Source organism: Peribacillus sp. NPDC097895 (assembly GCF_050277555.1).
Classification (GTDB): Bacteria; Bacillota; Bacilli; order Bacillales; family DSM-1321; genus Peribacillus.
Window position 1 is genome coordinate 255,519 of the sequence record NZ_JBNNSH010000002.1, and the last position, 13,704, is coordinate 269,222.

The 13,704-nt window shown below is 40.8% G+C and carries 14 protein-coding genes and 2 other annotated features; of the genes, 2 read left to right on the plus strand and 12 right to left on the minus strand.

The window, feature by feature from the left end; all coding sequences use genetic code 11:
* Positions 1-4: 4 nt before the first annotated feature.
* From ACQKMH_RS12520 to ACQKMH_RS12550, 7 genes are all read right to left on the minus strand, one after another.
* Positions 5-619 (minus strand): phosphoribosylanthranilate isomerase, encoded by a 615-nt coding sequence (locus tag ACQKMH_RS12520; protein ID WP_427587792.1) that lies wholly within the window; start codon positions 617-619, stop codon positions 5-7.
* Positions 620-629: 10 nt separating this feature from the next.
* Positions 630-1,406 (minus strand): indole-3-glycerol phosphate synthase TrpC, encoded by a 777-nt coding sequence (gene trpC / locus ACQKMH_RS12525; protein WP_427587793.1) that lies wholly within the window; start codon positions 1,404-1,406, stop codon positions 630-632.
* Entirely contained in the window at positions 1,407-2,429 is a 1,023-nt protein-coding gene (gene trpD, locus ACQKMH_RS12530; protein WP_427587794.1) for an anthranilate phosphoribosyltransferase, read from the minus strand.
* Positions 2,430-2,456: 27 nt separating this feature from the next.
* A complete protein-coding gene (locus tag ACQKMH_RS12535) occupies positions 2,457-3,062 on the minus strand; it encodes an anthranilate synthase component II (protein WP_427587795.1) in 606 nt (201 codons plus the stop codon).
* Positions 3,059-4,453, minus strand: a complete 1,395-nt coding sequence (gene trpE, locus ACQKMH_RS12540; protein WP_427587796.1) for an anthranilate synthase component I — start codon at positions 4,451-4,453, stop codon at positions 3,059-3,061. The genes ACQKMH_RS12535 and trpE overlap by 4 nt, the downstream gene beginning before the upstream one ends.
* 147 nt (positions 4,454-4,600) lie before the next feature.
* Positions 4,601-4,838: a binding site (T-box leader), on the minus strand.
* Between the two features lie 35 nt (positions 4,839-4,873).
* Positions 4,874-5,111: a binding site (T-box leader), on the minus strand.
* A gap of 73 nt (positions 5,112-5,184) precedes the next feature.
* Complete coding sequence (locus ACQKMH_RS12545) at positions 5,185-5,457, minus strand: UPF0223 family protein (RefSeq protein WP_427587797.1); 273 nt, start codon at positions 5,455-5,457, stop codon at positions 5,185-5,187.
* A gap of 55 nt (positions 5,458-5,512) precedes the next feature.
* Positions 5,513-6,472, minus strand: coding sequence for an NAD(P)H-dependent flavin oxidoreductase (locus ACQKMH_RS12550; RefSeq protein WP_427587798.1), 960 nt, complete (start codon positions 6,470-6,472; stop codon positions 5,513-5,515).
* Between the two features lie 418 nt (positions 6,473-6,890).
* Between ACQKMH_RS12550 and ACQKMH_RS12555 the strand changes: the two genes are divergently transcribed.
* On the plus strand, positions 6,891-8,348 hold the full coding sequence (locus ACQKMH_RS12555; protein ID WP_427587799.1) for an aminotransferase class I/II-fold pyridoxal phosphate-dependent enzyme: 1,458 nt from the start codon (positions 6,891-6,893) through the stop codon (positions 8,346-8,348).
* Positions 8,349-8,525: 177 nt separating this feature from the next.
* Here the strand turns inward: ACQKMH_RS12555 and ACQKMH_RS12560 are convergent, their stop codons facing one another.
* Complete coding sequence (locus ACQKMH_RS12560; RefSeq protein WP_072272684.1) at positions 8,526-8,651, minus strand: GapA-binding peptide SR1P; 126 nt, start codon at positions 8,649-8,651, stop codon at positions 8,526-8,528.
* A gap of 373 nt (positions 8,652-9,024) precedes the next feature.
* Between ACQKMH_RS12560 and ACQKMH_RS12565 the strand changes: the two genes are divergently transcribed.
* Complete coding sequence (locus ACQKMH_RS12565; RefSeq protein WP_427587801.1) at positions 9,025-9,459, plus strand: DUF1885 family protein; 435 nt, start codon at positions 9,025-9,027, stop codon at positions 9,457-9,459.
* Positions 9,460-9,486: 27 nt separating this feature from the next.
* Here the strand turns inward: ACQKMH_RS12565 and ACQKMH_RS12570 are convergent, their stop codons facing one another.
* The 4 genes from ACQKMH_RS12570 to ACQKMH_RS12585 form a co-directional block, all read right to left on the minus strand.
* Complete coding sequence (locus tag ACQKMH_RS12570) at positions 9,487-10,314, minus strand: polysaccharide deacetylase family protein (RefSeq protein ID WP_427587802.1); 828 nt, start codon at positions 10,312-10,314, stop codon at positions 9,487-9,489.
* A 45-nt stretch (positions 10,315-10,359) separates the two neighbouring features.
* Entirely contained in the window at positions 10,360-10,617 is a 258-nt protein-coding gene (locus tag ACQKMH_RS12575; protein WP_356714203.1) for a hypothetical protein, read from the minus strand.
* A 263-nt stretch (positions 10,618-10,880) separates the two neighbouring features.
* On the minus strand, positions 10,881-12,293 hold the full coding sequence (gene lpdA / locus ACQKMH_RS12580) for a dihydrolipoyl dehydrogenase (RefSeq protein WP_427587803.1): 1,413 nt from the start codon (positions 12,291-12,293) through the stop codon (positions 10,881-10,883).
* Between the two features lie 3 nt (positions 12,294-12,296).
* Positions 12,297-13,655, minus strand: a complete 1,359-nt coding sequence (locus tag ACQKMH_RS12585) for a dihydrolipoamide acetyltransferase family protein (protein ID WP_063231988.1) — start codon at positions 13,653-13,655, stop codon at positions 12,297-12,299.
* Between the last annotated feature and the right edge of the window lie 49 nt (positions 13,656-13,704).

A 13,704-nucleotide genomic window follows, 5' to 3' on the forward strand; every position in this document is an offset into this window, starting at 1 on the left:
CAATTCATTCCTCTTTTCCGGCTGTATATTTCGCCTCATTAATAAATGCTTTTATTTTTACAGCATCTTTCAATCCGTTTGTTTCAACACCACTAGCTACGTCGACACCGAATGGTGAAACTGCACTAATCGCTTTTCCGACATTTTCCGGAGTCAGCCCTCCTGCAAGAATCACCTTTCCCCGGGGCAGATCCGCCTGTCGGATCATACCCCAATCCAAAGTCAGTCCCTTGCCGGAAGAACCTTTAGGAAGATCTACTAAAAGCAAATCAGCTGGGTACTCATGAAGGTTTTCAAGATCTTTCTTTGACTGGATAGAAAAGGCCTTGATCACCGGGAGGGGCATTCTGCGAGCAAAGCTGGCAGACTCGTTACCATGCAGCTGAATATAATCCAATCCTGCAATTTCAGCACATCTTATTACTTCTTGCTCCGTTTGATTGGCAAACACTCCGACTTTTTTAACATGTCCGGGTAGATTCACTCCCACTTCTGCTACCAATTCAGGTTTGACTTTCCTGCTGCTCTCGGCAAAAATGAACCCAATGAAATCTGCCCCGGATTTAACAGCCTCTTGTGCTGCAGCCAATGTTTTTATTCCGCAAATTTTCACTAACATATTAATCTCCTTAAATACTCATTTGCAATTCGGCCATCGTAAATGGAAGATTTGATGAAGTCATCAATGTCTCTCCCACTAGAATTCCCTTAGCACCAGCTTCCTTCACACGAAAAACGTCTTCTTTTGTCTTGATTCCACTTTCACTGATAATGATGTGGCGTTTTGGATCAAGTAACTTCGCCAGTCGTTCCGTGACAGCCAAATCTACTTTGAATGTCTTTAAATTCCGATTGTTAATCCCTATGAGCTCTGCATTTAATTCGAGAGCTCGTTCTAATTCTGCTTCATCATGGACTTCCGTTAAGACTTCAAGCCCTTTATTTTTCGCATATTCATATAATTCATGAAGACGTTTTTTAGAAAGTGCTGCCACAATTAATAGAATGATGGTTGCACCCGCTTGTGAGGCACGATCGATTTGGATTTCATCGATGATGAAGTCTTTGCACAACCTTGGAATTTTTATGGCCTCACTTACGGTTTTCAAATCGTCAATGGACCCTTTAAAAAAAACCTCATCCGTCAAAACGGATATCGCTGCCGCCCCGCCCTTTTCATATGAAAGAGCCTGCTCGATCGGATTAACATCCATTTTAATGTCCCCTTTTGAAGGGGAAGCCCGTTTTATTTCCGCGATGACCGCCATTGATTTCGCCGCTTTCAAGCTTTCTACAAGAGATGGTCTGACTATGTCGATCATTACGGAATCATTTAATTTCAATTCCTTTAATTTTGCGACCTCGACCTTTTTCTGTTCGATGATTTTCGTTAAGATATTTTCCATTTACATGACCACCTTATTTCTTTTGCCATAAGCAATTAGATTTTCTAATTTTGTTAGAGCCGATCCACTATCCAGGCTTTCTTTGGCCATGGAGATTCCTTTTTTAATCGTGTCTGCCGTTCCGTGTGCGTATAACCCCAACCCCGCATTCAATAAAACCGTATCACGATAGGCTCCTTTTTCCCCTTTTAGAAGGCGAAGCATAATATCTGCATTTTGTTTGGCGTCGCCTCCACGAATCGCATCATTTCCGTATATCGGCAGATCCACTTCTTCAGGATGCAGCGTAAACGGGATAATATCCCCTTGTTCCAATAACACGAGTGAATTCTCTCCCTGCAGGCTTGCTTCATCCATAAAACCGGCACCATTGATCACGACCGCACGTGTCCTGCCTAATTTATGTAGGACTTCTGCGAATAGCTCTAGCATATCGCGCCGATTAATTCCCAATAATTGCGTGTCGAGTTGGACTGGATTCGTCAAAGGTCCTATTAGATTAAAAATGGTCGGGATCTTCAATTCTTTCCTCACTTTCATGATCCGTGCAATATTAGGATGGACGGATGGGGCAAATAAGAAAGTGATCCCATTTTCCTCCAACTGTTCTTTTAACACGTCAGGCTCCAAGTACAAATTAACGCCTAGCTCTTCCAATACATCTGCACTGCCAGTTTTACTTGAAATGCTTCGGTTTCCATGTTTGGCAACCTTGACACCTGCCCCAGCCAGTACGAAGGCTGATGCGGTACTTATATTGAAGCTTTGTGATCCATCTCCACCAGTTCCGCAATTATCCATTACATTAAGGGAGCTTGTTTCCACACTTCTTGCTTCTTTTCTCATGACTCGGACAAGGCTTGCTATTTCTCCTGCCGTTTCTCCTTTGGATTTTAGGGCAATGATGAAAGCTGCCATCTCGCTTTCAGTGATATCTTTAGAAAATAACGCTTGGGCTGCTCTGCTCATCTCATCTTCCGTCAATGTTTGACGCTCTGCTAACTTTGCTAAATACTCCTTCACCGCTAACTCCCCCAGTCGTTTTTTTATTTATAAAATGGATTGTTTCTTCTCTGATTGAAAGGTACCGGCAATCTTATAAAATTGATGTAATAACTCCTTGCCGATTTTCGTACCGATTGATTCCGGGTGGAACTGTAAACCGTATAGCGGGAAATCTTGATGTTTCAGGGCCATAATTTCCCCATCATCCAGTGCTACTGCCGTCTCGGTCAGTTCATTTGGCAAACTACCCCTTTCCACTACAAGTGAATGGTAGCGCATCACTGGGAATTGTAAGTCCTGATTGGCAAATACCCCTTTTCCATCATGCTCGATAATCGATGTTTTCCCGTGCATGATCTGTTTTGCCCCAACCACGTTCGCTCCAAAAACTGCACCAATGGCCTGATGCCCCAGACATATTCCTAAAAGCGGAACCTTCTCATAAAAATTACGGATGACATCCATACTGATACCAGCATCTTCCGGACGGCCGGGACCCGGGGAAATGACGATAGCCATTGGATTCATTTCCTTGATTTCAGCAATGGTGATTTCATCATTTCTTTTTACGATGATATCTTTTTCCACTTCCCCTAAATATTGATAAAGGTTGAAAGTGAACGAGTCATAGTTATCAATTAATAAAATCATTTTGTGTGAACCTCCATTAGAGCGCGTGCTTTATTTTGTGTTTCCTCATACTCCGTTTTTGGATCGGAATCATATACAATTCCTGCCCCTGCCTGTACATAGGCCTTACCATCTTTTATGATCATCGTCCGAATGGCTAAAGCCATATCCAGATCCCCTCCGAAACCTATGAATCCTATTGAGCCGGAATACATCCCTCGTTTGCAATTTTCAAGTTCATTGATGAGTTGCATTGCCCTGATTTTAGGGGCTCCTGAAACGGTTCCAGCAGGAAGGCAGACAGTCAAAGCATCTAAACTCGTGAAACCTTCCCTAAGCTTTCCACTAATCTTCGAAGCAATATGCATGACATGCTGATATCTTTGAATTTCCATTTCCTCGGTAAGATGGATAGAACCTATTTCGCAAACCCTTCCAAGATCATTTCTTCCCAAATCAACAAGCATCCTATGTTCAGCAAGTTCCTTTTCATCCATCAGTAAGCTCTTTTCCAAGCCCTTATCTTCTTCGTCCGTTTTCCCTCTCGGCCGTGTACCTGCAATGGGATTAACATGAACCATTCCTGAAGAAACACTGATCAAACTTTCTGGAGACGAGCCTAAAATGGTATAGTCACCAAATTCAATATAAAACATATAAGGAGATGGGTTGGCCAACCGCAGACGACGGTAAGCATCGAAAGGCTCCCCATCGAATTCCGCTTTAAATCTTTGTGATAAAACAACCTGGAACACTTCACCAGCAACAATCGCTGCTTTCACTTCAAGAACCAATTTCTCGAATTCATCTTGACTGAAATTCGACTTGAATTCCAAATATTCCGACGATATTTCCTTCGAAGGTTTACTTGGCTGGTTGATTTTTTCCTTCATCCCCAATAAGCTTTTTTCACTATCCTCTTCCGCGGTCAAAAGATGAATCTTCTGCAGCACATGATCGAATATATACAGTTCCTTAAAAAAAAGAAAATGAGCATCAGGCATTTGTAGTGAATCTGGGGGCATAGAACCAATATTTTCATATAGGCGAATGATATCATAGCCCATATATCCGATTGCTCCCCCATTAAATGGCGGAAGATGTACGGGGGCATCTCCTATCTCCACTAACAATTCATTTTTTAGAAACTCAATGATATTGATGTTCTTTACGATTTGGTCCCCTGTTATCGAATCCTTTACATATACTTGTTCAGCAAATGATGTTACCTCCAGATATGGATTTGAACCTAGATAAGAGTAGCGACCATTGTCATGATGCGAATTTGAACTTTCCAATAAAAATTTCTGTTCATCGTCTAATTTCTGAAATATGGCGATCGGTGTGTGAATATCTCCTTCAATGGTTTCCATTTTGAAGCGGAGTATTTTTTTTTCACCCAAATTGTTCATCAAAATTACCTCCTGATACTTATTATGGTCATGTAAACTGGCGGTAGCCGTACCCTATAAGCATCCATTAATTTGTTAATACTGCGTTTCGACTAAAAGGTATTGAAAATCCATAAAAAAATCCCCTGCAAACACAAATATGTGTCTGCAGAGGACGGAATACCGCGGTGCCACCTCAAGTTGGAAAAACGTATCGTTTTTCCCTCTTAAGCAAGAAATCAAAATTTCTTACCAAAACCCTTTAACGGAGGCTACCGAGTTTCCCTACTTATTTCAAGAAACCACTCATAAGTCCATTCATCTTCTTATATCGTACCGGTTTCCACCAATCCCGGTTCTCTGTGACGCATCTAAAAAGATTACTACTCTTATTCATAGATTTAATTATCATTATCATAAAAACGCAAAAAGGGCCCTCATCCAAAGGACGAGGAACCCGTGGTACCACCTTAATTAGCTAAATTAGCTCACTTTACGGCATTAATTCATTACATGCCTATCTCCATTAACGATGAGATAATCGCCAAAGCCTACTCCGTCGATCCGTTTCGGTTTGGGGCTCGAAAGTCCATTCGCTTAAATTCGTCCACCAGTTTTCAGCAACCACTGGCTCTCTACAGAACGGCATTAAGGTACTCTTCTTCGTCACTGCCTTTATCTTTTTCTTGATTATTATGTTAAAACAAACTTTTCAGTAAGTCAATGAAGTTTTCTAAAAATTTTTTAAAAATTTATTTCATTCTGATCCATTCGCCGTCTTCTATCCCTTTTGCCTTCTTGATGACAAGATAAGCGGAATAAGTGCTGACTGACTCAAACTCATCCGTATACTTTTTTTCATCCGCTTTACCAGGGACTATTTCCTTGAATCTGCGGTAGGCTTTCATAAATTCTTCCTTTTGTATTTTATTTTCATAAGCCTTTTCGACCGCTTCAAAGAATTTAATAACATCGACGATTTCATCAGTTGACCAATCAAGATCCATTGGATATTGATAATCCATATCTAAACACGCTCCTTCTAGTTGGTTTTCATGTTGTTCTGGAGACCATTTACCATCAGTCTGCCCATTTTGAACGGATTGCCTCTGCCTGGTTGATAATCCGACTGAATAGTTCAGCCGTCGATGGTACATCATGAATCAGCCCCATTACTTGTCCAGCCCAGGCAAAACCTTCTCCTTCAACACCGTCATGGATATAACGCTGGTTCGCTTGCCCACTTATGTATTCTTTCAGTTGCTCATATCCACCATTTTCTTTTTCTATTGCAAGTATTTTATCGGTCCAGCTATTAGCAATTACCCTTGCAGGTGCACCAATGGACCGCTTAATGACAACGGTATCATTTTCTGTGCCGGAAACCAAGGCATTTTTATATAATTCATGTGCATGAACACACTCCTTGACTGCAATGAATCTGGTTCCCATCTCAATTCCTTCGGCTCCAAGGGTCAATGCCGCCATCAGACCGCGCCCATCTCCAAAGCCACCCGAGGCGATGACCGGAATTTTAACGGAATCCACGACTTGAGGAATCAATACAGAAGTTCCAATATCATCACGTCCTAAATGTCCACCACCCTCCTGACCAACCACCATCACCGCGTCTGCGCCCAGCTGTTCGGCCTTCACTGCCTGCCTTCTTGCAGCAACAAGCACAAGTTTTTTCACTCCAGTACCTTTGACGAAATCAAGGAATGGTGCTGGGTTACCGCCCGTTACGGAAACAGCTGCGATTTCCTCCTTCAGGGCTGCTTCAAGCATGTGTTCATAAGGTCTTCCATGCTGACCAATCGCAAAATTCACACCAAACGGTTTATCCGTCAATGATTTAGTTTTCCTTATTTCATCTATCAATTGTTCGGGGTTGTCCAAAGACATGGCAGTTACCTGTCCAAGCCCTCCTGCATTCGAAACGGCCGCAGCCAATTCTGCATAGGCTAAATGCGCCAATCCCCCTTGTACAATTGGATATTGGATTCCTAACAAATCGGTCACACGCGTATTCCACTTCAAGCTCCTCATCTCCCTATTCATTTAAAATGAAGTTATATATTCTATATCATAACTTCATTATGGCAAATATTGTTTTACCGTTCAATTTTTAAACTCATAGTTTTTAATGTTTATAAAAAAAGAATTCTTGAGTCAATCCTGTTAATACTAGGTATATAGACAATTATAACTGGCTGTTATATTTTATTGATTCCCTTAACATCCACTTCTTTTAGGCATTGTTTATGTAAGGACATTAAAGTCACGCTAGGCATTTATTATAAGACGTGCTATAATTCATATGTTTTATGTCCTTCCATAAGCTCACTAACCATTTGGATGTTTACGGGATCGGACAAACATACTTATCGTTAATAGAAAGGGAGTATCTTCTCCCCCAATATTCGTACTTATTATATTGAAAAGGGGCCACAAAGAATTGTCACAGAATGAAACACCCTTATACACTGCCTTATTGCAGCATGCCAAAAAAAATCCCGTTCAATTTCATATTCCCGGTCATAAAAAAGGAAAAGGAATGGACGCTGACTTCCGTGATTTCATTGGAGAAAATGCATTATCCATAGATTTAATCAATATCGCCCCACTCGATGATCTCCATCAGCCAAAGGGGATCATTAAACAAGCTCAGGATCTTGCCGCTGAAGCCTTTAGTGCCGATCATACATTCTTTTCCGTTCAAGGAACAAGTGGAGCAATCATGACGATGGTCATGACAGTCTGCGGACCTGGGGACAAAATCATCGTCCCGAGGAATGTACATAAATCCGTAATGTCTGCCATTGTATTTTCCGGAGCTGTTCCCATTTTCATCAATCCTGAAATAGACAAAGATTTGGGCATCTCACACGGAATCACCGTCGATGCCGTTGAAAAAACTTTAAAGGAACATAGTGATGCCAAAGGATTGCTTGTCATCAATCCAACCTATTTCGGCATTTCTGCTGATTTGCAAAAAATAGTGGAAGTTGCTCATTCCTACCAAATCCCAGTCCTCGTAGATGAAGCACATGGTGTCCATATTCACTTCCATGAAGACTTGCCTATGTCAGCCATGCAAGCTGGAGCAGATATGGCCGCAACGAGCGTTCATAAACTGGGTGGTTCACTTACGGGAAGTTCCATTTTAAATGTTAAGAATGGATTGGTTTCCGCAAATCGGGTTCAAGCAATATTGAGCATGCTCACTACCACCTCAACCTCCTATATCCTTCTAGCTTCCCTGGACACAGCCAGAAGACAACTTGCGACCGTAGGCAGGGAAATGATCGATGATGCCATCAATCTTGCTGGATATATCCGGGAGGCCGTGAATGAGATTCCTTATCTATACTGTGTTGGCAAGGAAATTCTATCCAGTAAAGCAGCCTTTAGTTATGATCCAACAAAACTGATCATCTCCATTAAGGAATTGAATATTACCGGGTACGACGTTGAGAAATGGCTTCGGGAAAAGCATAATATCGAAGTTGAACTTTCTGACTTGTATAACATACTTTGCCTGATTACACCGGGAGATTCAAAAAAAGAAGCGGACCTTTTGATTGCCGCCCTTAGAGACCTATCGGATGAGTTTAAGGAAATGGCTGCTGAACATGAGAAAATCGAAGTCCTCCTTCCCGATACACCACCTCTTGCTTTATCGCCAAGGGAGGCATTTTATGCAGAAACCGAAGTGGTTCCCATCGAAGAATCCGTCGGCAAAATCAGTGCGGAATTCATCATGGTTTACCCGCCTGGAATCCCTATTTTTATACCTGGCGAGCTGATTACTGAAGATAATATCAATTACATCCAGAAAAACATCGAGGCTGGTCTACCAGTACAAGGTCCAGAGGATCCAGAGATAAAATATTTACGCATCATTAAAAATTGAACGAGACTCATCAAACCAGAGCAGACGCATGCTCTGGTTTCTTTTGCCCATTTCATTTTGCAAAGAGCTGCGGATGAAAACCCAGAATATCCTCAAATTAACTCCTATAAAAAGGGTGCTCCAGGTTACAATCCTGAAACACCCTTAAATTCTATTAATCTTAAAGTCTTTTTCCATTTATTTTTCAGAGGCAGCTGTATCACAGCTTTGGCAGTTGTGATTGTGTGTATAAAGTACACTTACTTTTTCATCTTCAAAATGTTCAATCGTGCTATTGCAAGTTTGACATACGATAGTTCCCATTTTTACAACCCCTTCCTCTATATTGTATGCATCAATTACATAATGTAACCGCTTTAAATGAATTATAATATAACACATTTATTATTTCAAGCTAAAAAGTATAACATATATATTTTTACCCATATAAAGAAACCTCATGTGGGGGAAAACGATTCCAATCGTTCTTTATACCGATTCTTTTTATAATACGTGCGAATATTTTTAAAAATGAAAGGCTCTAGAATCTCTTTTTACATAATCCATCACACTCCTTTTTCAGCCAGGCAAGGGGAAAAAGGAATTTCGCCTACAATTTTACATATAGATATGTATATATTACAACCATAAAATGTTAATATATTCATACATGCGATAGAATCTAAGGGGGATCCAGATGTCTGAAAATGCCTATATAAAGCTTGTTCCTGAGTCCGTGAAATCGACAGTAACCATCGAGGACGTGAAGGAATTGCTGACCTATTACCAAATGATCACAGCAAAAACCGGAAAGCAACTGGATTGGGATTATGATAAGAAAGCATTTCCTTATGAAATGAAAGAACCTGAAAGAATGAAAGATAAGGCCATTTATCTTCAATCCAAAGAGGATCGTTATCACATGATATTGATAGGGGTTGACCAGGAAGTCGTGAAGGATGAGGATGGGCTAGAGCGCATTCAATCCTATATCCAATTCACCCTCCCTGAAACAGCAACCTTCGGTGATAAAGGAAAAGCGAATGAGTTATGCAAGTTCCTCGCAAAGAAATTAAAGGGACAGCTCCATCTCTTTAATAAACGCGTGATGTATTACTATCCAAGGAAATAAAAGACCTGCACAAGCTGAAAATTCAGCTCATGCAGGCGTATCAATTAATTTGGGATCAAGAATCTTATACCCTTTCTTTTGAAAACCTTTCACAATATCCTCTATCGCTTCACTCGTCCATTTTCGATCATGCATCAGCAGGTTCGCACCATTTCCTAAATAAGGACTGTTCAACATGATCTCTGTTAATGCTTTTTTATCCTGATACTCCTTTTCCCAGTCGTATCCATACGTCCAATTCATGACCAACATTTTTTCTTCCTCAGCAACTTTTTTTGAATGGTCGGTATTCGCTCCAAAAGGCGCCCTGAAGTACTTAGGGCGTTCTCCTATGATGCCCTCAACCAAATTATTTAATTTTATAATTTCTCTCTCCTGTTCCTTTTCAGGCAACTCTTTTAAATTTACATGTGAATATGTATGATTGCCGATAGCAAAACCCATTTCATAAATGTCTTTTAACATCGCTTTATTTTTATCATTTTCAAGAAAGTGTCCATTTACGAAAAAGATCGCAGGAACCCCGAGTCTTTTAAGCGTTTTGGCAATATCAAGCGAATATTTATCAGGTGCATCATCAAATGTCAACAAGACTACCTTCGGATCTGGATCACCAATCGGTTTAAATGACCAATTCCCTTTATCCACCCGATATTCTGCCTTTACTTTCGCTTCCGTATTTGTTTTGGCTGTCTCTACTTTCACATTTTTTTCTTGCTCGCTTTCATCATGGATGAATGTGGTCGTTTCCACACTTTTATGATTCTCTTTTTCTGTTCGATCAGAATCTGAATCACTGCAGCCGATTAAAAAAAGGGCTACTAATGCAAATAAAAATAACACTTTGTTAATCATGGTTCCTCCGTTATTTGATGTGTCGTTTGCGAGCTTACGAAAAATTCAATAAACGGGTACTAGGGTTTCCAATAGGATTTGCAAAACTCCATAACATAAAAGACTTATCACAGTAACAAGCATGGTTCGCTTATTGGATTTCAAAATCATTTTACCAATGTAAATAGCCAAATAAGAAAAGACCAGAAACATGAATACTTTGAAAACAAACCGATCATTAACAGATAGCCATTCAACTAGTGTATACCCGCTCCATACGATTAGTTGAAAGAGGATTACCAGATAATTTTTCAAGTGATCCACCCCATTTTAAAATGAATAAATCAGCCATACTATTTGTATTGACAAAATTATTCTTTCGACATCGCTCATCTTATTTTTTATCCTCTTTTACCTTATTCAAACCTTTTTAAGGAAAAAAGTAAGAAGTCCTTTTTATAGCTTATGCCCTTTTTGTCCTTTTCATTTAAATAGTAGAAAGAAAATCTTGATTGGGGGTGAATTCAATCAAGATCTGGCCACTAAAAAAAGCGTACTGCCTAGGCAGCACGCTTACTATAGTTCAATTACTTAATGATGTGAATAGGAGTTCCAAGGGCCACTTCTGCAGCTTCCATTGTAATTTCCCCTAAAGTTGGATGTGCATGGATTGTCATCGCGATATCTTCGGCAGTCATTCCCGCTTCGATAGCTAAACCAAGCTCCGCAATCATATCAGATGCGTTTGGTCCTGCGATTTGTGCTCCTATTACCAATCCGTCTTCTTTGCGAGTGATAAGCTTCACAAATCCGTCCGTATTGTTTAATGAAAGAGCTCGTCCATTTGCAGCGAATGGGAACTTAGAAGCAAGCGCTTCAATTCCAGCTTCCTTCGCTTCTTTTTCATTATAACCGACAGAAGCAAGTTCCGGTTCAGAGAATACAACAGCCGGAATAGCAAGATAGTCGATTTCAGATGAATGTCCTGCAATGGCTTCTGCAGCAATTTTACCTTCATAAGAAGCTTTATGAGCCAATTGAGGTCCAGAAACGATATCACCGATAGCATAGATGTTTTTCACGCTTGTACGGCATTGTTTATCAGTTTCGATAAGACCACGGTCAGTCATTTTGATTCCAACTTGTTCAATACCGATTTCCGAAGTATTAGGGCGACGTCCCACAGTTACTAAAACGTAATCAGCTTCGACTTTTTTCTCTTCACCTTTTACTTCATAAGTAACGGTTACGCCTGTTTCAGTTTCTTCCACGCCTTTAGCATTTGCTTTTGTAACAATTTCAGCACCTTTGTTTTTAAGGTTGCGTTTAACAAGTGCTGCCATTTGTTTTTCAAAGCCTGCAGAAAGAATTTCTTCCGTACCTTCAAGAATAGTTACTTTAGTGCCAAAACTTGCGAAAGCTCCACCAAGCTCAGTACCAATGTAACCTCCACCGATTACTACGATCGAACTTGGAACTTCTTCCAAAGCAAGAGCACCAGTAGAATTAAGTACACGTTTCGTATATTTAAATGACGGAATCTCGATTGGTGATGAACCAGTAGCGATGATTGCGTTTTTAAATGTATATGTTTGGGCTGAGTCTTCATTCATAACACGGATGCTGTTTTCATCAACGAAATAAGCTTCGCCTGTTACTACCTCAACATTATTACCTTTTAACAAGCTGCTTACGCCGCCAGTTAATTTTTTTACAACAGTACCTTTCCAAGCTTGTACTTTAGAAAAATCAACAGTAACTTTTTCTGCAAAGATACCCATGTCTTCTGAATGCTGAGCTTCATGGAAACGGTGTCCCGCTGAAATTAACGCTTTCGATGGGATACAGCCTACATTCAAACAAACTCCGCCGATTGTTCCTTTTTCAACGACCGTTACTTTCTGTCCAAGCTGTGCTGCGCGAATTGCGGCAACGTATCCCCCTGGGCCTGAACCGATCACTAAAGTATCTGTTTCGATTGGAAAATCTCCTACTACCATTGTTTACGCCTCCATTAACAATAATTCTGGGTCGTTCAATAACTTTTTGATATGATTCAATGCATGTTGAGCTGTTGCTCCATCAATCATGCGGTGATCAAAGCTCAGTGATAATGCCAGAACTGGAGCGGCGATAATTTCCCCGTCGCGTACAATTGCTTTTTCGGCAATGCGTCCAATCCCTAGAATGGCAACTTCTGGATGATTGATTACAGGTGTGAACCATTGACCGCCTGCGGAACCGATATTCGTAATGGAGCAAGAAGCACCTTTCATTTCATTAGGAGCCAATTTGCCGTCACGAGCTTTCGTCGCTAATTCATTAATTTCTTGTGAAATAGCAAAAGTTGATTTACGATCTGCATCTTTTACAACTGGAACGAGCAGTCCTTTGTCTGTGTCTGCCGCAATTCCGATATTGTAATAGTGTTTATGGATAATCTCACTAGCCTCATCATCAAATGATGTGTTAAGCATAGGGAATTCACGCAATGCACTTGTTAACGCTTTAACAACATAAGGTAGGAATGTAAGCTTGATTCCTTTTTCTGCAGCAATTTCCTTGAATTTCTTACGGTGAGCAACCAGTAGCGTCACATCGACTTCATCCATTAATGTTACATGCGGAGCTGTCTGTTTGGATTTAACCATCGCTTTGGCAATCGCTTTTCTCATGCCGCTCATTTTCTCGCGAGTTTCAGGATATTGCCCTTCTGGAATTGACACTTTTTGTTTTTCGGTTGTTTCCGTATCATTTTGTTGAGAAGCTTCACTTTGAGCTGCTGGTTGCTGTGGAGCCGTTTTGCCGTTTTTGAAAGCATCGATGTCTTCTTTCATGATGCGGCCGTTATCCCCAGAACCAGAAATCTCACGAATATTTACCCCTTGTTCGCGTGCATATTTTCTAACAGAAGGCATGGCGATAATACGTCGTGAAGGATCCACCTCAACCTGTGGTTGTGATCCCGCGCCCGTTACTCCATTATTTTCTTGAACCGGAGCAGCCTCTTTCTTGACTTCCTGTCCAGCTTCAGCAGTTGCTTGAACCTGGGACTCCGTATCCTTCTCGCCTTCTGCCTTCGCTTCTTCTCCATGATCCCCTTTAAACTGAAGATTTTCATAACCTGGAGCATCGAATGTTACAAGTACATCGCCAACAACGGCAACCGTTCCTTCTTGAACAAGGATTTCTTCAACGGTACCTTCCACCGGTGATGGGATTTCAACAACGGCCTTGTCGTTTTGAACCTCGCAAAGCACGTCATCTTCTTGAATCTTATCTCCTGGTTTTACAAACCATTTCACTATTTCACCTTCGTGTATACCTTCTCCGATATCAGGGAGTCTAAATTGGAATGCCACTGAGTTCAACCTCCTATATTAAATCATACTTAGTGCTTTGAATAAAGTC